General features: G+C 66.2%; 21 protein-coding genes and 3 pseudogenes. 15 read left to right on the top strand and 9 right to left on the bottom strand.

From position 1 onward, the window contains the following. Positions 1 to 12: 12 nt before the first annotated feature. From ACFPFQ_RS42595 to ACFPFQ_RS42575, 5 genes and pseudogenes are all read left to right on the top strand, one after another. Positions 13 to 455, top strand: a pseudogene (locus ACFPFQ_RS42595) (transposase); the annotation flags it as partial. 79 nt (positions 456 to 534) lie between these two features. Beyond that, a pseudogene (locus tag ACFPFQ_RS42590) lies at positions 535 to 786 on the top strand (integrase); the annotation flags it as partial. Positions 787 to 961: 175 nt separating this feature from the next. After that, positions 962 to 1309 (top strand): hypothetical protein, encoded by a 348-nt coding sequence (locus ACFPFQ_RS42585; protein ID WP_379629001.1) that lies wholly within the window; start codon positions 962 to 964, stop codon positions 1307 to 1309. A 594-nt stretch (positions 1310 to 1903) separates the two neighbouring features. Further along, positions 1904 to 2464, top strand: a complete 561-nt coding sequence (locus ACFPFQ_RS42580) for a hypothetical protein (protein WP_379628967.1) — start codon at positions 1904 to 1906, stop codon at positions 2462 to 2464. Then, positions 2457 to 3575: an XRE family transcriptional regulator gene (locus tag ACFPFQ_RS42575; RefSeq protein ID WP_379628966.1), complete on the top strand. Its 1119-nt coding sequence runs from the start codon at positions 2457 to 2459 to the stop codon at positions 3573 to 3575. Before ACFPFQ_RS42580 ends, ACFPFQ_RS42575 begins: the two co-directional genes overlap by 8 nt. 321 nt (positions 3576 to 3896) lie before the next feature. Here ACFPFQ_RS42575 and ACFPFQ_RS42570 read toward each other — a convergent pair whose 3' ends face one another. Further along, a complete protein-coding gene (locus tag ACFPFQ_RS42570) occupies positions 3897 to 4172 on the bottom strand; it encodes a hypothetical protein (protein WP_379628965.1) in 276 nt (91 codons plus the stop codon). A 287-nt stretch (positions 4173 to 4459) separates the two neighbouring features. On the opposite strand from ACFPFQ_RS42570, the gene ACFPFQ_RS42565 reads away from it, so the two are divergent. Further along, entirely contained in the window at positions 4460 to 4654 is a 195-nt protein-coding gene (locus ACFPFQ_RS42565; protein ID WP_379628964.1) for a hypothetical protein, read from the top strand. On the opposite strand, the gene ACFPFQ_RS42560 is transcribed toward ACFPFQ_RS42565, so the two are convergent. From ACFPFQ_RS42560 to ACFPFQ_RS42525, 8 genes and pseudogenes are all read right to left on the bottom strand, one after another. Continuing rightward, positions 4641 to 4766, bottom strand: a complete 126-nt coding sequence (locus ACFPFQ_RS42560; protein WP_379628963.1) for a hypothetical protein — start codon at positions 4764 to 4766, stop codon at positions 4641 to 4643. The genes ACFPFQ_RS42565 and ACFPFQ_RS42560 overlap by 14 nt on opposite strands. A 31-nt stretch (positions 4767 to 4797) precedes the next feature. Further along, entirely contained in the window at positions 4798 to 5205 is a 408-nt protein-coding gene (locus ACFPFQ_RS42555; RefSeq protein ID WP_379628962.1) for a hypothetical protein, read from the bottom strand. A gap of 198 nt (positions 5206 to 5403) precedes the next feature. Next, positions 5404 to 5625, bottom strand: coding sequence for a hypothetical protein (locus tag ACFPFQ_RS42550; RefSeq protein WP_379628961.1), 222 nt, complete (start codon positions 5623 to 5625; stop codon positions 5404 to 5406). Positions 5626 to 5724: 99 nt separating this feature from the next. Continuing rightward, positions 5725 to 5976, bottom strand: a complete 252-nt coding sequence (locus ACFPFQ_RS42545) for a three-helix bundle dimerization domain-containing protein (RefSeq protein WP_379628960.1) — start codon at positions 5974 to 5976, stop codon at positions 5725 to 5727. 572 nt (positions 5977 to 6548) lie between these two features. Further along, a pseudogene (locus ACFPFQ_RS42540) lies at positions 6549 to 7653 on the bottom strand (aldehyde dehydrogenase family protein); the annotation flags it as partial. A 143-nt stretch (positions 7654 to 7796) separates the two neighbouring features. Next, positions 7797 to 8492, bottom strand: a complete 696-nt coding sequence (locus tag ACFPFQ_RS42535) for a type 1 glutamine amidotransferase domain-containing protein (RefSeq protein WP_379628959.1) — start codon at positions 8490 to 8492, stop codon at positions 7797 to 7799. Positions 8493 to 8647: 155 nt separating this feature from the next. Beyond that, a complete protein-coding gene (locus tag ACFPFQ_RS42530) occupies positions 8648 to 8890 on the bottom strand; it encodes a hypothetical protein (RefSeq protein ID WP_379628958.1) in 243 nt (80 codons plus the stop codon). 113 nt (positions 8891 to 9003) lie between these two features. Further along, positions 9004 to 9387, bottom strand: coding sequence for a MarR family winged helix-turn-helix transcriptional regulator (locus ACFPFQ_RS42525; protein WP_379628999.1), 384 nt, complete (start codon positions 9385 to 9387; stop codon positions 9004 to 9006). Between the two features lie 1315 nt (positions 9388 to 10702). Here ACFPFQ_RS42525 and ACFPFQ_RS42520 point away from each other — a divergent pair. The 9 genes from ACFPFQ_RS42520 (at position 10703) to ACFPFQ_RS42480 (ending at position 20588) form a co-directional block, all read left to right on the top strand. Beyond that, positions 10703 to 12166 (top strand): MFS transporter, encoded by a 1464-nt coding sequence (locus ACFPFQ_RS42520; RefSeq protein WP_379628957.1) that lies wholly within the window; start codon positions 10703 to 10705, stop codon positions 12164 to 12166. A 482-nt stretch (positions 12167 to 12648) separates the two neighbouring features. After that, on the top strand, positions 12649 to 14274 hold the full coding sequence (locus ACFPFQ_RS42515) for an ABC transporter substrate-binding protein (RefSeq protein WP_379628956.1): 1626 nt from the start codon (positions 12649 to 12651) through the stop codon (positions 14272 to 14274). Positions 14275 to 14449: 175 nt separating this feature from the next. Continuing rightward, on the top strand, positions 14450 to 15613 hold the full coding sequence (locus ACFPFQ_RS42510; protein WP_379628955.1) for an amidohydrolase family protein: 1164 nt from the start codon (positions 14450 to 14452) through the stop codon (positions 15611 to 15613). Positions 15614 to 15666: 53 nt separating this feature from the next. Continuing rightward, complete coding sequence (locus ACFPFQ_RS42505; protein ID WP_379628954.1) at positions 15667 to 16836, top strand: amidohydrolase family protein; 1170 nt, start codon at positions 15667 to 15669, stop codon at positions 16834 to 16836. 17 nt (positions 16837 to 16853) lie between these two features. Then, complete coding sequence (locus ACFPFQ_RS42500; protein ID WP_379628953.1) at positions 16854 to 17207, top strand: Rieske (2Fe-2S) protein; 354 nt, start codon at positions 16854 to 16856, stop codon at positions 17205 to 17207. 108 nt (positions 17208 to 17315) lie between these two features. Then, positions 17316 to 18074 carry a hypothetical protein gene (locus tag ACFPFQ_RS42495; protein WP_379628952.1) on the top strand — a complete coding sequence of 253 codons (759 nt, stop codon included), beginning with the start codon at positions 17316 to 17318 and terminating at the stop codon, positions 18072 to 18074. Further along, entirely contained in the window at positions 18075 to 18434 is a 360-nt protein-coding gene (locus ACFPFQ_RS42490; RefSeq protein WP_379628951.1) for a Rieske (2Fe-2S) protein, read from the top strand. Between the two features lies 1 nt (position 18435). Continuing rightward, complete coding sequence (locus ACFPFQ_RS42485; RefSeq protein ID WP_379628950.1) at positions 18436 to 19533, top strand: amidohydrolase family protein; 1098 nt, start codon at positions 18436 to 18438, stop codon at positions 19531 to 19533. Continuing rightward, positions 19533 to 20588, top strand: a complete 1056-nt coding sequence (locus tag ACFPFQ_RS42480; RefSeq protein WP_379628998.1) for a ketopantoate reductase family protein — start codon at positions 19533 to 19535, stop codon at positions 20586 to 20588. The genes ACFPFQ_RS42485 and ACFPFQ_RS42480 overlap by 1 nt, the downstream gene beginning before the upstream one ends. The last annotated feature ends 8 nt before the right edge of the window (positions 20589 to 20596 follow it).

Here is a 20596-nt window from a genome sequence, read left to right as displayed (position 1 = left end):
CCGTGGCCCTGGCTGTCGCAGGCCGGTGGGGTGCTGCTGACCTAGACGATCCGCACCGTCGGGCTCGACCGGGCGCTCTCGGCTGAGCTGGCGCGCTGGCACGGTCCGAACGCGGTGCACGATCCTGCGAAGGTCGTGCTCGATCTCGCGGTGACGCTCGCGTTGGGCGGGGACTGCCTCGCCGATATTGCCGTGTTGCGCGCTGAACCGGGCGTCTACGGCCACGTCGTCTCGGATCCGACGGTGTCACGCGTGGTCGACCGGCTCGCCCAGGAACCCCCGGCGGCGCTGCGCGCGATCAACACCGCCCGGTCCACAGCCCGAGCCCGGGCGTGGGAGCTTGCCGGGGAGCACGTCCCGACCAGCACACCGATGCCACCAACCCGTTGATCATCGATCTCGACGCCACCCTGATCACCGCGCACAGCGACAAGGAAGGCGCCGCTCCGACGTTCTCCTGTTGACTGAACTACTGGAGTCGTCGGTCGTGTCGCTGGGCATCGGGCGGGTCGGGCGGGTCTACGTCCCGGGGCAATGATCGACGGAGGTGGTGGAGATCGTGATCTGTCCGCCCTGGTTGTGCCGACGGCTGGTGCGGTCGTGGCGGGATTCGATCTGTGGGAGCCGGTGCGGCTGATCGACAGCGACGGCGAGCAGGTCGTCGCGGTGATGGCGTTCCTGCGTGAGCTGCAGGCCTCGGGTCGTTCGGCCGGAACACAGCGGACGTATGCGATGGATCTGCTGCGGTGGTTCCGTTTCGGGTGGGCCGTCGGCGTCGGGTGGGACCATGCGACTCGGGTCGAGGCTCGTGATTTTCTGCCGGTGGTTGGCGTTGCGGGACAAGCCGACCCGAGCGGGCGGCGGGCGTCGTCGTGTTGTGTCGAACGCGGTGACCGGCAAGCCCGGTCCGGGGCCGAAGTACGCGGCGTCGACGCGGGCACACTCGGAGACGGTGCTGCGGGTGCTATACGACTTCCATCGCGATGCCGGGACGGGCCCGATGGTCAACCCGTTCCCTCTGTCGCGGGAACGGGCCGGTGGTCGGGCGAACGCCCATCACAACCCGATGGAGCCCTTCCGCAACGAGCGGGTGGGGCTCTATCGGCCGCGTGTCGCACAGCGGATCCCGCGCGCCATTCCCGACGAGTTGTTCAACAGGGTGTTCGCCGAGCTCGGCTCGCATCGGGACCGGGCGCTGATCACTCTGTGGGTGTCGACCGGGTCCTGGCCCGTTGCCGGCTTGGGGGATAGTCGTCTGGATCATCGGAGCTGCAACGTGATGGGCAGAATGTCAAGGAATCTGCGATAGACTTTGTCAGAGTGCTGGCCCCATATGGACGTTTCACCCCTTAGCTCGCTTATGTCCCGAAGTCGCGGCACCGCGCGCGTTGTCACCCTTAAACGGCCTGACTCGCGCACGCTTGGCAGCAATGCGAGTCACGTCCGGAGCTGACCGGGGCGCCGAGCGATTGTGCCAGGCCCGCGGTTCATTGGCTGATGGCGGCGGGCCGTCACGCCACTGGTGGTGTTGTCCGCCGACATGCCGCTCCAACACCGGACAGTGTGGTAGGTCCTACGATGTCGGGCACGCCGGGCGGCGCTACGCGGTGATCGAATACCGAAGCAGCGCAGGGACTGCGTGGAACAAGATCGGGAGCACACGAGGCGCGTCCGCAGGGGCACGCCTGAAGCGGTGATGCGCGAATCGTGTGCCATACTAAAGTCACGTCACGCCAGCAGGCGACTCGGACGGGCTTCAGGAGGTTCATCCATGGTTCCGGACTCGCCCGCCGACGCTCTCGGCGCTGAGGCCCCCGCCCTCCGCGACCTGCTCGTCGAGATCGTACGGGCGCGCCACGACCTTGCGGCTGAGGCGCACCTGCTCTCCGCGTCCCGGTACGCGATGGGCTTCGGCACCCAATGGCGGGACCTGTTGGACGACATGTGCGACGCCCTGCGGGCCCGGGGCTTCCGGTCTTGCAAGCTGACCCCCGGCGGCCATGAGATCCCGGTCGTCAACGACTGCCTGGTGTACGTCTGGCGAGTCCCGAAGCACCTGGACGCGGTGAGCGAGTTCGCGTCGAGCCCGACCCGCAAGAACGGGTTCACAACCCCGCCGCTCGACCCGGTGCTGTGGGAGCCGAGCCTGGCGGAGGAGCAGGAGGCGACTGACGACGGCCCGGTGGAGGGCGAGCTGGGCCCTGTGCTCAATGCGGTCGAGAACAGCATGCCTCTGGTGCTCGTCATGGTCGAGTCAGCGCCGCGGCAGCTGCAGTCGATCGAGTGGGCCGTCGCCATCCTCGACGGTGAGGGCAACGTCGGGCTGCGCGGGCGGGAAGCCATCTGGGTGCCGGAGCCGGTCGCCGATGGCAACGCATCGGGTATCGCATCGTTCGACAGCGGTGTGCCTGTCTCGCCGAAGGTCGAGCCGCGCGTGAAGGAAGGCCCCGGGCCGGATGCCTGAGGACGGCCCAGATCTGTTCGAGCTGCCGGTCGGTGGGAGCGGGCGGTTCGAGCCGGCACGGCTGACCCAGGCCCGAGCTCGCCTCGGCGTGAGCAAGACCGACCTGGCTGGTGAGGTCGGCGTCTCGGCCGCGGCGATCGGACAGTACGAGGCGGGCGTGAACTCCCCGCGGCCCGAGGTACTGGACCGGCTGGCGGCCGCCTTGAATGTCCGCCCGGAATTCTTCGGCGTCGGCCGGCCACTCGCGCGCATCGACACGGTGAACGCGCACTTCCGCAGCCTTCGCTCCGCCCGCGTCAGCGACCGCCAGAAGGCACTTGCGACGGCGTCGCTGGTGTGGGAGCTGACTTTCACGCTTGAGCGGTACGTCAAGCTGCCGGAGGTGGATCTCCCTGTCCTCCCCGCTGGCGCGACGCCACCCGAGACTGCCGCCGTCCTCCGCAGGCACTGGGAACTGCCCGACGGTCCGGTCAGGCACCTGGTGGCCACGGCCGAGTCCCGCGGCATCGTCGTCGCAGTGCGCCCCCTTCGCGAGATCGAGGCTGTCGACGCCTTCTCGGTCGTAATCGTCGACCGTCCGGTCATCATCACCTCGCCCCGCCGCAGCGAGAACGTCTTCAGGCACAGATTCTCGACCGCGCACGAGATCGGGCATCTGCTGTTGCACAGCGACTCCAGTGAGCACGGCGCTGCGGTCGAGAAGGAGGCCGACGAGTTCGCGGCCGCGTTCCTGACGCCTGCAGCCGCCATGGATGCGGCACTGCCGCAGCGACTCGACCTGGCGGCCCTGGACAGGCTTGGGCGGACATGGGGCGTCTCGCCGATGTCTCTTGTCCGCCGGATGGTCGAGCGCGGGCGCACTACCGAGTCTTCGGCCCGGCGGGCCTACCAGCGTCTGGCCATGACCGAAGACCCGCTGGCCGACCCGACAAGCGCGTATCCGGGGGAAATGCCGTCGTTGCTGAGGAAGGCCGCGGACCTCGCGGGTGACTACGGCGCCGGGGTGCCCGTTCTCGCCGAGGCGCTGAGACTCAACACCGCGCAGGTGCGTGACTTGCTCGGCGACGCCGACCCGCGCCCTGTCCTTCGCCTCGTCGGCGGGGAGAACTGACTCCGTAAACGAATGGGCTGGCTACTCGCCCCGGAAGGGCACACCGTGCCACTGATCCCGAGTTGAACGGAGATACTGGGATCCGGGGGCCATCGAGCCTGTACTTCGTCATGCCGCGAGAATTGAGACCCAGTCGACCTGAGACTGTCGTCAGCGTCTGGCGGTTGTACATACACCCGGCTGTCGTCGACGCCTACTCTGCTTTGACACGCCCGGTTCTCGCCGATGCTGCGATCCCAGTCGGGGGCGTTTCCCGCGACGGCGTTCGCATCTGTTGACGAACTCGGGGCCGGCTCGAGTGTCGGCGGCCGAGAGTGGGTGTCAGGTGCCGGTGGAGCGGCTCCGTCCGATGGCGCGGTCGACCGCGTCGACGACGGCGAACACCTCTTGGGCCATCAACGGCGAGATGTTGGTGTAGTGCAACGCGCACGCCTCGATCAGCCCAGCGAGGGCCAGGCTGACATCGCCACGGTGGGCGTCGATGTCCCCGTCGTGCTTGGCGACCTGGCGCAGCACATCCGCCTCAATTTTGATCTCGGTGCTGGGGGCGCGGGCGTCGGCGACGAGGTGTTCGGCGCGGGTGTCGGGTGAGGTCATCGGGGCGCCTCCAGAGGATCAGACCAAATGGCTGGTGTGGTCGGTCTGCCTGGCCCCTTCCCCGGCCCTTGCAGACCGCGACACAGAGCGCGGGCCGATGTCCGCTCGATCGGAACATCGGCGTGACGGCTGATGGCTGGCGACACGCGGAGGAGGTTTGCCCATTCGCCCCACGGGGGAGTGGCGGCCCTCGAACGTGCTGGGCTGCGCCCAATCGGAGTGATGTCGATCTCCGTGAGGGGCCGGGCCTCTCGTTGTGTGAGCAAAGTTCGTGCACACTTGTAGGTATGAGCATTCGGGTGAAGTTCGAGGGCGGCCCTGCTGATGGGGTGGTGCAGGAGTACCCGTCGATCAACCGGGCGTTACCGAGCTTGTACTGGCATCGCGACGAGCCCACCGAGCTCCGGGCGGTCTATCACCTGCTCGGTGCGGATCCGGACCCGATGACGGGGCTGTGGCGTTACGCGTTCACGTCGCAGTGACGCGGGTGCGCAGGGGCACCTGCGCCAGCCGGTAGCGCAACTCGGTCTCCGGCGCGATGTCGTACTTAGCCGGGGTCAGATAGATCGTGGCGGTGCCGTCGGTGATGGCCACGATGTCACCAGGCGCTCCCGGCGGGGCCGACTCACCCAAAGGGTTCTGCAACATCCGGGTGATCGAGAGCGGTTTCATGGTGATGCGACACCTCCTGGGGCGATACGCGTAGTTGCTCGGTACAAACCGATGATCCATTACATCCGGTCGCCGGCCGCCTCGCGTCCCCGCCAGCGTTGTGGGCGGCTCTCGCGTTGAGGTGGCGGAAGCGCTGATCGAGCCACGCCCGGCGGCAGTGGTGCCAGCCGATGTCCGACGCAGGATGCGCGGCGCCGGTCCAGCCACAGGTGCAACCGGGGTGGTAGGCGGTGAAGGTGCGCTCGGCACAGCGGCGGACATCGGTCCAGGCATCGCTGAAGGCGCCGTCGCGATAACGACCGGCGACGAACCCGGCGTGTCCGTCCGGGGCCGTGGGGCCCAGCGCGACGGTGAACAACATCGGAACACGATTGCGCAGATTCGTGAACCAGCAACAACATTCGCGCACAGTTCACCTGATCCACTGCCGCCATACTCGACCCGACAGATACTCACCCGGGGCAAGACCTGACGGCCGCAGAGACAGCGATGCCGAGCTGCAGCCGACGTCGGCTGGGGGGTGCACGGCTCCGCGCCGAACCGGTGGAGCCGGGGTCGGCTATGCGGCTGGAGTGGGTACGAACGAGGACGACAGGGGTGCACGGGCGAGGCTGAGGTGGCGCACGATCTCACCGGTGATGCGTTCGGCGTCTGCGGACCACGCCTGGCGGCGCTCGGTGTCGGGCGGCGCCTGGTCGCGGATCATCAACGCTTCGACGGCGTCGAACAGATCACCGAAGGCGGCAGAGCGCACGGTCGGGACGGGGACGAGACGGGTCACCGGATCAGACATACCGGCCCGCCGGGGTGGTTGCGGGTGTCGTCGGCGGCTGCGGGGTGAACGCCGGGACACGGCCACGCGCTGGGGGATCACGTGAGTTCAGGTGGGGAGCGAGGGGATCGCGAGTTGGGTGCGGACCGCGCGCTCGACCAGGACCCCGATGTAGGAGCGGACCGGTGCGTCGGTGAACTGGTGGGCGGCGTCGTCGACAGCTTGCCGGACGGTGTGTTCCTCGACCCTGTGGGCGGCGCCGTCGCGCGCCAGGCGGGCGCGGACTTCGTCGAGTTGGGTGACGACGGTGTCGCTGATCTCGGTGCCCTGCGGGTGGGGGTCGGGTGTCGCGGAGGTCATTCGGTGGGCGTTCCTTTCCTGTGCGCCGGTTCCCTTGCGCTGGCATGTCGGACCGGCGCAGGCGGGGTGGGGGCTGCGGGTGTCGCCCAGACCAGATCGGATCCGGGCGTGATCTGCCTGTCGGGGCATCCTTGCCCGTGACATGCCTCAACAGTCACAATGCGCGTCGAGTTGGCCTCAGGTTCGTGACCCCGCACCGCACCGGCCATGCGCCGTTGGCCGGCGGTGGCTGCACTGACGGTGCTACCTGGGGCATCGACGTCGGTGACGGCGCCGGTATCAGAGGCCGGCACGGATGACTCTGTGCAGGCAGGCGGTGCTCGCGCTGCGGCGCTGGTCGCCGTCGCGGATCGCATCGGTTGGATAGCTGTCTCGTGTCTGTCTGTGTCGTGCCTGTCTGGGAGTTGAGATACCTGCACCTCGCTACACGGTGATCACCGGCGAGTTCTACCTCCTGTATCCGGACCTGCCCCGTAACGGGCCCCAGCCGGATGGGGACACGATCAGCTTCCTGCCCGACAACGACGACTTGGTCCAGGCGTTGCCGCAGTTCAACGGCCAGTCCGCGGAGCGGAGGCACCGGCGCGCACGCACGCTCCCGCGGACACGGTCTCGTCGACCAGAGCGGCGACCCGGCTGCGCTGGCGGCCGTCGATCATCGGTCCGAGATCGGTGTCGGGGTCCGTACCGGGCCCGACCGTGATCGTGCTCATTCGGTCCACGAGCCTGTCGCTGAACTCCTCGACGACGGCGGCGTCGACGAAGAAGCGGTTGGCGGCGATGCAGGCTTCGCCGACGTTGCGAAGCTTGGCGGTCATCGCGCCCTGCACGGCGGCGTCGATGTCCGCGTCGCGGCAGACGATGAAGGGGGCGTTGCCGCCGAGCTCCATCGAGGTGCGCAGCACGGTGTCGGCGGCCTGGGACAGCAGCAGGCGCCCGACGGGAGTGGATCCGGTGAAGGAAAGCTTGCGCAGCCGGCCGTCGCGCAGGAGGGGCTCGGTCACGGCACCTGCCCGGGTGGTGGGGATGATGTTGAGTACGCCGTCGGGCAGGCCCGCCTCGGCCAGTACGCCGGCGAGTGCGGCGGTGGTGAGGGGTGTCTGTGGGGCGGGCTTGACGATCATCGTGCAGCCCGCCGCGACGGCGGGGCCGATCTTGCGGGCCGGCATGGCCAGGGGCGCGTTCCACGGCGTGATCAACAGGGCGGTCCCGACGGGCTGGCGGAGGACGAGCACGCGGGCGGTGCCGTCCTCGCTGACCTTCCAGGTCCCGTCGATCCGAACGGCTTCCTCGCCGAACCAGCGCAGGTAGTTCGCGCCGTACTCGACCTCGGCGCAGGACTCGGCCAGGGACTTGCCCATCTCCAGTGTGATCAGCAACGCAAACTCGTCCCGGCGTTCGATCAGCAGCTCGCAGGCTCGACGTAGGATCTCCCCCCGCTCGCGCGGAGGGACGGCTGCCCACGTGGTCTGCGCTGCGCTGGCGGCGTCGAGGGCTGCCAGCGCGTCGGCGGGCGTCGCGTCGCTCACGGTGCACAGTGTCCGGCCGGTGGCTGGGTTCTCCACGGGGAACGTCGCGCCGTCACCACCTGGACCCCAGCGTCCGTTGATCAGCACCCCGCTTCTCCACACGCCCGACGACGTCAGACTCGGAGAGGGTTGTCGTCACAGAACTCATCCTTGTTCCTGCGCAGGTCATGGTGATGGTGGTGCGGTTGTCACTGCACCGGCCCCGGCGTCACCCCGGCCCTCGGGCTGGGGTGACCGCCGCGGGATGGTGCCGCCCGCCAGCAGCGCAGGTTGTGACGCCCGATGCAGGTGCTACTCGGCGAGGGCGGCGATCATGGCGTCGGCCATGGGCGCGCTGGAGGCCGGGTTCTGACCGGTGAACAGGTTCCCGTCCTGCACGGTGTAGGCCTCGTAGGGCGCGCCGCCGGAGTGCTTGGCGCCCTTCTCGCGCAGGGTGCTGGCGAGCAGCCACGGAGCGCCCTCGGCCGTGCCGAACATCTGCTCCTCCTCGTCGGTGAACGCCGCCATCGCTCGTCCGGCTAACAGCCAGTTGCCCTCGGCGTCGACCGCGGAGAGCAGAGCGGCCGGCCCGTGGCAGACGTCACCGATCGCATTGTCTGCTGCGTTCGCTTCGATGAGCAGTCGGCCGAGGTCGGCATCCTTGTAGAGATCGACCACGGGGCCGTGCCCGCCGGGCAGGATCACCGCGGCGTAGTCGTTGATGTCGATCTCGTCGAGCTTGAGCAGCGGTCCGAAGTCCTGGAGGGCTTTCTGCGCGATTTCCACCCAGCGCGGGGCGTCCGGGCCGGCGATCGAGGTGTCGGCGCTGTGCTCGTCGAGGGGCTGCAGCACCCCGCCGGGGGAAGCGAAGTCGACCGTGTGGCCGGCCTTGACGAACTGCTCGTACGGTGCAGCCAGCTTCTCGGCCCAGTAGCCGGTCGGGTAGGCCGATCCGTCGGTGCGCTCCCAGACGCTGGCGGCGGACATGACGATCAGGATCTTGCTCATGACGTTCCTCTCGGTCGGACGGGGGCCGCGGCGTTATGCGGCCGAACAGCTGGTGGCGGGTGCCGTCTGCGGGGGCGAGGCTGAACCGCGGGGCCGGCCGGTCGTCCCGCTTCGGCGCGACTCAAGAGTGGCGTACGACAACCGCTCGAACGGGCTCATCCCAAGCCCTGTGGAACGCCGTGCGCCTGCAGCGTCTGCGGGTCCTCGCCCATCATCCGGTTCTCGGTGGCCTCGAGCAGCAGATCGGTCGTCGCAACGCCGTGCCCGGGCAAGCCGGTCGATCTTGGCCCGAGAGCGAGCGCCTGGGCGCACTTCGGACGCCGCGCCCACCGCCGCAGCGTCTGTCGTTCCTCGTCTGACAGCGCCAACTTCGCGACCGGCCGCCCTGTCCTCGCCATTGACCAAGACTAGCGAAATCAATGCGAATTAGCGACTCAGGACACTAACATGGAGAAGTCGGTAATATGTCGCGCATCGGGTGAGGAGCGCAGCGACATCGTGGCGAAGCGCGCTATGGCGGTGAAACTGCTCTTCGCATCGCATGAGAGAATTCCTCGAGCGCGGGGAGTGCAGCATGTAGATGAGTGACAGTCTCGGATGGCAGATCGTCAACGACACGTTGTAGTGCCGCCACGCGGAACAACTGGATGTGCGCGCTTCTCTCGCGGCCAGCAGGCGTCGGCGAGATGATGACCGTTCGCGCATCGGCGTCGGCAGGAAGGCGATCCACCAGGCCGTCGGCGCACAACTGGGTCAAGATTCGAGATACCATTGTCGGGTTCAGGCCCTCAGTCTCGGCGATGGTCGACGCCCTGACTCGTTCTCTGTCGACAACTATGCTGAGTATCGACGCCTGCGTCTGACTGAGTCCGGCTACCGACGACGATCTATTCATTGCGCGAGTAAGCCGGTTGATCACATGGCGGAGTCTGGTCGCGGTATCCGCGTCAAAAAGCTGGCGACCTGGTAGGTTTGGCTCCATTTCCGAGACTCCTCTATGTCGTCGCGATGGGAAGGAGTCGGCGTGGGATCGACAGAAGGGGTCGACCGGAGGCGCGCGACAGCTTTGTCTCGCAGCACGTCAATCCTTGCGCTGCCCATGGAATCGGGCAGGGTGTGATCGTACTGCCTGGTCCTGTGAGGCTGCGAGGCTTTGCGATAGGGTTGAGACTTCTGCAATCAGTCCTTTCAAGTGGTGCTCCGTGCTGTTGCCTCGTTCGAGGGCTACCGCTCCGTCGACCTCGGGGCGTGGCGGCTGTGTCTTGCCCGTCAGCAATGTTCTCCTAGCTGTTGCCAGCCCGGACGCTGTGGTGGTGGTGGTGGTGGTGAGGCCCGTGGGCGGGGTGCGAGGCGGCTGATGCCTGCGATCACGGTGGCGTGCCACCTCAGTGTGACGCTGTCGACGTCGGCCGAACATTCACGGTTCCTGATCAATACCGACTTCGGGGGCCGAATGAATCTCGAGGAGGGTTGCAGTGGCGTATTTTGCCGGATAGATTCTGAGATGGTGGAATCTCGATGAATCGAGCAGACCCCCTTCTTGGCGGCGAAGTTTGGTCCGGAGTAACACGCCATTGACGGCAGCGGAGCGCCATGCTACCGTTTTTATGGTAGCACATCGGTCTACTAGCAGAACGAACCTCTCGGTTGAATCTATGCAGGGGTGCCGCCTGTGCCGCAATGTTTGCGCGCGCTACGCACCTGGGTTTGCTCTGGAAAGATCGGAAAAGGGTGTCCAGATCTCGCCCGCACTTGGCCGGGACTCCAGGTGTCCAGGTCGTTGCTCGCATTTTCGCGTTCGTGATCTACCCGAAGGGTCGGAGGGAGAGTGGTGCGACGGGTTGGGGCAGAATCGACCTGGGACTTAACCGGTTGGCAACGGGCTGATGCTCGACGTTTCGCCCCTTGTGTTGTAGGGCGCGAGACCGGGTCTGGGCGACATCCGGTAACGTTCCCAAGTGGCGATTTCCTTGGAGGTTTGTGCGCCGAGGTCGCCGGTGCAACTGGCGCGGAAAGGAAACGTCCGGCTCTCAGTCTAGCCGTGAAATTGGTTCCCGCTACGCAGGACAGGGCAGGGTGAATCTGGTCGGACTGATCCTGTCATGCCGCACCGATGATGGACGTTGTTGGCGTGTGAGCCGAGGGCACGCGCCTCATGTTGGCGGCCTGCCAATTCATCGCCGGGAGCCGCACTGTCGCGCGCGGGCCCGGTGGGCCGTCAGCCGCCAAGGCCAGCATCTGCGCGCCGTGAAGACCACTTCTGGACGTGGATCAACCACGTCGGAGTACCTGGCATGATCGCGGCGGGGGAGCAAACTCCGTCGCGCCACCGGTGGGTGGTGCTGACCGTCGTCGGCGTGGCTCTCCTCATGGTTTCGGTCGACCAGACTTCTGTCGCTACGGCCCTGCCATCCCTTCAGGCCGACCTGCAGGCCGATTTGAGCTGGGCGAGCTGGACGATCACGATCTACTCGGTCGGTCAGATCCTGGCACTGCCGGTGACCGGCGGGATCACCCAGCGCCGAGGCCCCCGCCTCGTCTTCCTCGTCGCCATCATCGGGTTCACCGTGGCCTCGTTGCTCTGCGCCGTCACCGTGAACCTCGAGCAACTCGTCGTCTGCAGGTTCGTCCAGGGCGTTGCCGGCGGCACCCTCATGCCGGCGGCGACGGCCATCGTCGCCGTGGCGTTCGGGCGTGACCGAGACCGCGGCATTGCCCTGTTCACCAGCATCTTTCCGATCGGCGCCATCGTGGGGCCGATCGCAGGCGGGGTCATCCTCTCGGTCTACTCGTGGCGTGGCATCTTCTTGATCAACATCCCGATCGGGATCGTGGTGATCGGCGCGGTCCTCGCCTTCATCGGCGAGCTGCCCCCGCTGCACCCGCGGCCGATCGATCTCATCGGCGTCGGGCAGCTCATGGTGACCCTGTTGGGCGCCATGGCGGCCATCACGCAGATCGACGCCCTTGACGGCCGGGCGATGGGCATCGTCGCCGTCGCGGTGCCCGCGCTCCTGGCGGGCGGGTGTGGGTGGGCGTTCTTTCGTCGAGCGAGCAAGCATCCCAACCCCGTCGTACCGGTCGGGCTGATCACCGCCCGTGGCCTTCGATCGATGAACGCCATCAACGTGCTGTTCGGTGCTGCCGCGCTCGGGTTCTCGGCCCTGATCCCGAACTACGCACAGGTTCGTTTCGGCATCGCCCCACTGGCCGCCGGCGGACTGCTCACCGGACGGGCCGTCGGGATGATCGCCACTTCGACCCTGTCCGTTGCACTTCTGCGCCGGACAGGCTTTCGGCCTCTGCTGTTGGTCGGGTTCCTCGGCATCGCAGGCGGGCTCCTGATGACCGGCCTGGAGCCGACCGGCTTCGGGCCGGAGCTGTGGCTCCTGCTGTCCTCGTGTGTGCTGGGCCTCGGCATGGGACTGGCTGGGCCGGCCGCCAACAATGCCGGTATGCACCTCGCTCCCGACCACACTGCGTCGCTCACCGGCCTGCGGATCCTTTTCCGCCAGGTGGGCTCGATTCTTTCGGTGTCGATCGCGACAGCGGTCACGTCGGCGAGCCTGCACCCGGCCGCGACGAACTCGTGGGTGTTCTTCTCGATGGCAATCCTGATGGTGACGGCGACGGTGCTGACGTTCCGTCTACCGAACATGCGGGGACGCTGGTGATTGGCACTGTCATTGCTTCGACCACGTGACGTGGCATTTGCCGGCGGGCGTCGGGATGCGATCCGGAGCTGCTCGACCCTCCCGTGGCGTCAATACGTGGGTACCCTTACATCGCCATCGAACATCGCCATCGACGGCTCCCGACGGAGCACTTGCGGTTGGCCAGTTCGTGCCCGCGCAGCCTCCTGGGGAGGCGTGGGAATTCGTTGACCAGCCTAGAGCCCCGTGCTATCCTCGGAACCGCGTTCTCTTGACAGTACGATGGCGAGGGCCTGGTTGGGCTTGGCTGTCGGCGACGACACGTGCGCAGGCGACGACCAGTACGCCGGCGATGGCACGTTGCCGACGGCGCGGGGGCAGTCCTGCCATCGTTGTCCCCGCTGTGCCGTCCGTGCTGCATCGCTCCCCGGGTGAACCCCAAGAACTGCGGCGACCATCAAGTGAACCGAATCCCACCAATGATGATGGTTAAGGGGACCCGGATGAACGAGCTTCGGCCGTCCGAATGGCTGACTTCGCGCACGCTCTCGAGACGTAGCCTGCTGGTCGCGGCGGGGGGCCTAGCGACCACGGGAATGCTGGCAGCGTGTTCGACCGGCAGCTCACCTGCCGCTGGCAGCAGTGGATCGGCGACATCGTCCACGGACACGCTCGTTGCGGGTATCGGGACGCTGCAGGACGAGCTGGTCGATCCGCACCTCATCCTGAACAATTCCAATATGCGCCCGATCCTCTGGGCACTCTCGGAGTCGCTGGTCCGGCGGGACGACGACGGCAAGCTCACGGCGAATCTTGCCTCGAAATGGGAGACCAGCACTGACGGCCTGACCTGGACGTTCACCCTGCGGCCCGACGTCAAGATGCAGGACGGCTCCGTGTTCTCGGCGCGAGATGTGAAGACCGCCTTCGACCGGGTGACCGGGAAGAACGACTTCTCGTTCTTCTCCCAGCTGCGGGACAAATACGTCGGCACGACGGACCTCGGTGACGGGAAGGTTCAGGTCAAACTCAAGGCGGCCTATCCGAACCTGCTCGACGAGATGCCTGATCCAATTCCCACCGACTACTACAACAAGGTCGGCGATGAGGCATTCCGGAAGCAGCCGATCGGAGCCGGTGCGTTCAAATTCGTATCCCAGAAGATCCACGACAGCGTGACGTTCGAACGATTCGATGGATTTTTTGACCCGTCTCGTATGCCAAACTTCAAGACCTTCGTCCTACGCATCGTACCTGATGTCACGACCCGGGTGGCGGGCCTGCTGAGTGGTCAGCTCGACCTGGCGCATGGGTTGAACGCGGCCTCGGTCAAGCAATTGGAGAGCTCGAAGGACGTGCGTGTACTCCGCAAGGACGACACCTCGTTCGGCATGGTGCAGTTCGAGGACACCTACTTCCCGGACCGACCGTCGCCGCTCTTGGACAAGCGTGTTCGGCAGGCGCTGGTGTACGCGCTGGACCGGCCGAGCATGGTGAATTCCCTGTATCAGGGGTTCGCGGGGGTCGTGGCCAATGCCACCTTGCCGATCACCTTCGGCAACGATCCGACGCTGCAGGCCTATCCCTATGATCCGGCGAAGGCCAAGCAGTTGCTGGCCGAAGCCGGTCATCCCAACTTCTCGTTCGTCTTCAGGTCCGCCTCCGTGGACAACACGCTGTCAAATGTCCAGCGGCTGTGTCAGGCGATGGTGAGCTACTGGCAGGCGATCGGCGTCAACGCCACCTATCAGCCGTTGGACAACGCTGTGATCGTCGCGGACCACCGCGCCCACAAGGTGACCGGTGCGCGGCTCGGCGGTTGGCCTTCGAGCTGGTACTACACGCCGTATTATGTGCCTCACAACAGTCTCTACAGTTCGGCGTACAACACCGGCGTCAAGGATCCGTCCTGGGATGCACTGATCGATCGCCTGGACTCATCGGCCCCGGACCCGACCAAGGCAGAGCAGGTTGCACTCGAATACAGTCGAAAGCTCTATGACGAGCTTCCGATATTCCCGGTGCTCTCCTACCCAACGTTGGTCGGCGTCGGCCCGAAGGTGCAGGACTTCAAGCTCCAGGCCGGCAATCCCTACTTCGGTCCGTGGGGATCGCTGCGTGCGGTCTGAGCGGAGGGGATAATGGTGCCCCGGCACCGTGGAGGAACTTGACCCGTGCTAAAGACCTACCTATAATTGGAAACAGCGTTCTCCTGGCGGGAACGCTTGGCGTCAATGTGAGCCTGCGGTTTCTCCGGTGCGGGTAGATGCGCGTTCGCGAGCAAGATCGACGAGGAGGCAGGAAATGCCGTCCAGCGATGTCGTGGTGGATGCATGTGTCTATCATGAATGGACGTCGACACATGATTTGGCGCCGTATCTGAGTGCGGGATGGCGGGAGCTGCTCCTCAAGCCGACCGGTGTCGGGCCGCCGGCGGAGGTGCGCACCAACCCGCTCTATGTGGACCCCTTCGGGGCGAAGGATGTGAATGCGTACCCGGTACAGGGGCCGCCCGGATCCGACCTCGAATTCATGGTCGATCAGGTTCTGGCGGATGGTCGGCGGAACCGGGCCGTGCTGTGCTTCGACGACGGGCTGCTGAGCACGGCCTACGCGAACCACTACGTGGCGCGGGTTGCCGCAAGGGCGGCGAACGACTGGACGATCGATCAATGGCTCGGCCGGGACGAGCGACTCCACGGCTTGGCAATGGTTGCCTCCGCGCTGCCGGACGAGGCTGCGGCGGAGATCCGGCGAATAGGCGCGAACGATCACATCGTCGGCGTCGCACTCGGATCGAGCGGGTTCTCCAAGCCGTTCGGCCATCCCGTCTATCACCCGATCTACCAGGCTGCCGTGGAGATGGCGCTCCCGGTTGTCATCCAGGCCTCCGGTGAGAATGCCGGCAGCGTCCTGACGTCGCCGGTGGCAGGCGGGATGCCCGTGACCTACGCCGAGTACGACGCGCTGTCATGGCAGCCGTTGATGAGTCACGTGGCAAGCATGATCACCCAAGGCGTCTTCGACCTCTTCCCCGACCTCAAGGTGCTGTTGGTCGGCGGTGGTGTCAGCTGGGTACTGGGCTTCCTCGCCAAGCTCGACTACTGGTACAAGATCGATTCGCAGGAGGCGACGTGGCTCACGCGGCTCCCGAGTGAGTACTTCCGTGATCATTTCCGAGTGGCGACGGTTTCCATGGAGGCGCCCCCGGACACCGATCGGTTCAAGGACGCACTCCAGACGATGTCCGGCATGGACGAGATCCTGATGTACGCGAGTGGTTATCCGAATCGTGGGTGGGAGGAGCCGGCCGCCATATCGGCCCGGTTGCCGTCCGACTGGCAGCGCAACGTCATGGGACGCAATGCCATGGAGTTCTTCCGGTGGCCCGGCATCGCACGACCGGCACGGAGTGCCGGCGTCAGCCGGTCGAGTATTGCCGAGGTCAGCGTGGCGAGTCCGAGGTAGGGAGCCGGCCGAGGTCGATGTGCGTCGAAAGGTAGCTCGAGGCGAAGGAGGACATGGCCGTGGCGAACTATGAAGGACCGATTGTCGATACGGATGTTCACAACCAGTTCCGAGGTGACTCGTCGCTGGCCCAGTACCTGCCTCCCGAGTGGCAGTCCTACGTGCAGGCCAACGGACGTAGCACCGTTCCCCTGATGCCAGCGCGCGCGTTTCCCGGCAGCCTGATCGGCAACGGTGGCAAGCTTGCCGACTCCTATCCGGCAGATGGCTTCAAACCCGGGTCCGACTACGAATTGCTGCGCGAGCAGCTCCTTGATCGCTACGGCTACTTCCGCTGCGTGTTGACCCACGACGTGGGCGAGTACCCGACGCAGCTCAATCCCTACTTCGCTCAGGCGTTGTGTCGTGCCGTCAACGACTGGAGCATCGACACCTGGCTGAACCTCGGTGACGAGCGGCTGACTACGGTGATCGTCGTACCCTCCGCCACGCCCGTCGAGGCGGCGGCGGAGGTGCGGCGGGTGGCCGATCACCCCGGCATGGTCGGTGTCCTCATGGCCGGCAACACGCTGGGACGACCCCTCGGAGATCCGCTCTATCACCCGATCTACGAGGCTGCGGCGGAGTGCGGCCTCCCGATCGTCGTCCACCCGGCAAATACTGATCGACCCAGCACTCACCAGATTCGGGCGGTGGGCGGGACGAAGGCGACGCCGATCGAGTTCGTGCCACTCACCGGCCAGGCAAGCATGCACTACATCTCGAGCCTCATCGTGCACGGTGTCTTCGAGAAGTATCCGACGTTGAAGTTCTTGTTCAACGAGTACGGGATCAGTTGGCTTCCCAGCCTGATCTGGCGTCTGGATCAGAACTACGACCAGTTGCGCGTCGAATCGCCCTGGGTTCGGCGCTGGCCCAGCGAGTACATCCACGACCACGTCAAACTGAGTACGCAACCGTTCGAAGAGGCTGCCGACGACCGCACCAGCCTGACCAGGCTGCTGGCCACGATCGAGGGTGTCGAGGACATGTTGTGCTTCTCGACCGACTACCCCCACATCTCGTTCGACGAGCCATTGTACGTGTCGCGGCTGATACCCGTCGAATGGCATGAGAAGGTCTTCTTCCGGAATTCCTGCGATATCTTGGGGTTCAGCGGTGCGGAGGAGTTCCTGAGGCTTCGCCGCCGTGCCGCGCAGGTGGTCTCGACGGGAGTGGGCTGATGCTGCACGAGATCGGAGTGCTCGACGAGCTCAGTCACGGAGTCCCGACCGGGGTGAAGGTGGCCGGTGGAAATGTGATGCTGGTTCGGTGGGGCGACGAGGTCTTCGCCTCCAGAGGGATATGTCCGCACCAGGCCCGGTCCCTGATCGACGGTGGACAGGTTCAGGCGCAGCTGCGCAGCCGCGACGAGGTCGGCGAGGTGAGTGTCGATGCCTCGACCCCGACGATCTCCTGCCCGTGGCACACCTGGAAATTCGATCTCCGGACCGGGGAGTGCGCCGTCGATCCGAAGCGGCGGATGCGGACCTATCCGGTGACGATCGAGGACGGTCGGGTCTTCGCCGACCTCCCAGGTCGAGCACGCGGCTAGAAGCACGTCGATCGAAGACAGCGCGATGCTGGATGCCGATCTCGTCGGGCACCCGAGGTGGCGCTGGAAATCATTTTAATGCCTGATGGACAGAAGCGGAGAGATCTCATGAGCGTGGCGGTCGAGGTTCGTACACCCTCCGACACCGTTATCCGTCGGCCCAAGGCCGATGAGGAGGTGTACATCCACGAGTACTTCGGAAACAGCAATGTTCAGCAGCGAGGCCCCCAAGGATTCCTGGTGGACATCCGGACCCCGGGATATGTGATCAAGCCGCACTTCCATCGGGTGGACCAGTTCCAGATTGCGGTCGACGGCGGGGCGACGATCGGTGCGCACGACATGGACCCGGTCTCGGTCCACTACACCGACAGCTTCTCCCCGTACGGGCCGATCGTGGTTCGCGACAGTCTCAAGTTCTTCAACTTCCGCAGCGCCGCCGATCTGGGGGCGCAGTGGATGCCCGGTGCCAACGACAAGCGGGAGCGCAAGCCCGGCCGCAACGTGGTCGCAACGGCAATCCTCGGGCCCGAGGCAGAACCTGCGACCGTCCGGGTTCGGAACATGATCGATCTGCACGACGACGGACTGCACGTCTTCGAGGTCTCGGCCGGACCGGACTCGGTCCTGTTCCCCGACGTCGCCGGTGGTGGTGGCCGCTTCCAGATCGTCCTGCGCGGTGAGTTGCACATGGACGGGGAGGTGCTCCCCGAGATGTCCTGCAACTTCGTTGCGCCCGGCACCGCGCTCCCGGAGCGGAAGGCCGGCCCCGCGGGACTGCAGCTTCTCGAGGCCCAACTGCCCGGCAACTTCATCGCGGCGAGGCCGATCGACGCGGGCGCCGGCCTTCCTGGCGCGGAAAACTGAGTGTCTGGCGCCGATCTCGTGACGGTGTGCCGGCAGGAGGATCTCCCGCCCGGGTCATGGCGGATCGTGCCGCAGGGTCGGTGGGGGATCGGGGTCTACAACACGGGCCGCGAGTTCGTCGCCTTCGTCAATCGCTGTCCGCACGAGGGAGCCCCGATCTGCCTGGGGAGGGTCACTGCGACGACGCGGCCGGCGGGACCTTACCAGCGGGCGTGGGTGCGGGAGGGAGACATCCTCGCGTGCCCCTGGCACGGGTGGGAGTTCGACCTGTCGACCGGAGAGAGCCTGAGCAAGCCGGTGCGACGTCTTCGGCGCCACCGCGTGTCCGTTGTCGATGGATGGATCACCCTGGAGTTGTAGCGTGGCCGTAGCCGGACGGATCATCGATACCGCAGTGCACCCGGCCCTGCCGGATGCGCAGGCTCTGCGGGAGTACATGGCGGAGCCCTTCCGCAGCCGAAGCTTCTTCCCGGGTCCGACCCGACAGTTCTATCCGCCGTCGAGCGGGGAGTTCCGGACCGACAGCGCGCCCGATGGGCGGACGCAGCCCGGTTCGGATCTCGGACTGCTGAGACGTCATGTCCTCGAGGACGGCGGGGCCGATCTGGCGATCCTGCTGCCCCGGACCCGCGGCCTGCTCCCGGACAACGACCTGGCCACCGAGATCTGTGCCGCGACCAACCGTTGGCAGGAGATGGTTCTCGCAACTGAGGAGGGGGCAGGCGACGCACAGCTGCTCGGCTCCATCCGGATCAATCCGCAGGACCCGGGTGCCGCGATCAAGGAGATCGATCGATGGTGTGACCATCCGCGGATGGTCCAGGTGGCCGTGCCCGTCCAGTCGCACCACCCCTACGGGCAGCGCATGTACTACCCGATCTGGGAGGCGGCGGCCGAGCGCGGCCTGCCCGTGGCCATCGTTGCCGATGCCGGCACGGGCATCGAGTTGTGGCCGACGATGGCCGGGTACCCGCGCAATTTCGTCGAGTACGCGACCCAGTATCCCCTTTCCTTCATGTATCACCTGATCAGTCTGCTCGCCGAAGGGGTACTGGCGAACCTGCCCGCGTTGCGGGTCGTCTTCGCGGACGGCGGCTTCGAAGTTCTGGCGCCGATCATGTGGCGATTCGACAAGGACTGGCGGGGCTGCCGCTGGGAGACCCCGTGGCTGACCGAGCCACCGTCGTTCTACGTGACGCGACAGGTCCGCTTCACGACCACCGGCTTCGAGAATTTGGAGAACGTTCAGGTGGACCGGTGGTGCGACGTATCCGATGCCGCCCGGCTCCTCCTGTTCGCCTCCCACTACCCGAGCTTGTCACCGTTCGTCTCCGGGCTTCTGACCAATTCCGACGGCGCCACTCGCGACGCGATTCTTGGCGCGAACGCACGTGACTGGTATCGGCTCGGTGAGTCGGCGGCAGGAGAATCGTGCTCCGAACGAAGGAGGAGTCGCTGATGGACTACTGGTTGGTAGGGGCAGGTGGCATCGGGTGTTCGATCGGTGGCCCGTTGGCGCTGCGCAGGGACGTCCTCATCGTCGACCGGTGGGCCGATCACGTTCGCGCGATCAACGAGGGCGGACTCCGCGTCAGTTTTCCGGGTGGTGACATCCACGTCCGAACGCCCGCGTTGACCTGGGACGAACTCGGCGACGACGTCGCAGTGCCATCTGCGGTGCTGCTGGCCGTCAAGTCCATCGAGACCAGGCAGGCGTGCGCCATGCTGGCGGCGGTGCTGCCACCCGGCGTCCCCGTCGTGTCGCTGCAGAACGGCCTGAACGAGGAAACGATCAGCGACATTCTCGGGCCGGAGCGCACGATCGGCGCCGTGTGCGTCTTCGGTGGGAGCGTGGTCGCCCCGGGGCACACCCGCTCGACGTCGCGGAGCGGTGAGCTCATCATCGGCGAGCTGGACGGCCGGATGAGTGATCGACTTCGCCGGTTGCGGCAAGACCTGTCCCGCAGCGTCGAGGTCACGGTCGTGGAGAACATCTGGGGGCAGCTCTGGTCGAAGCTGATTCTCAACACCATGATCAATGCGATCTCCGGTGTGACGAGTCTCAGCATGGCCGCCTTTGCCGAGCGCCCCGTCGCGCTCGCGCTCGCCGTCGCGGTCGGTGCGGAGGGGATCAGGGTGGCCGGTGCCGCTGACGTGCAGGTGGATGCCGACTATCTCCTCGGATACAGCACCGACGACTTCCTCGAGCCCATCGGCAGCCCGACCCGGCGGCGGATCGAGGCGAGCTTTCGGGAGTACTACCTGCGCTATCCGACCGCCATGCCCTCCATGTGGCAGGACGTGATGACCGGCCGGCGCAGCGAGATCGACGAGATCAACGGGTATGTCGCACAGGTGGGCGACCGAGTGGGGGTGCCCACGCCCCTCAACGATGCACTCGTCGCATGGATGAGGGAAGTCGACGGGGGGTCCCGGACGCCCGACCCCACCGTCGTCGACAAGGAGTTCGCCGAGCTCATGGAGAGCGTGCACGGCTATCCGACGTACGCGTGACCGGGGCC

It is taken from the genome of Pseudonocardia sp. GCM10023141, assembly GCF_042653605.1.
This window is presented reverse-complemented; position numbering and strand designations above follow the sequence as displayed.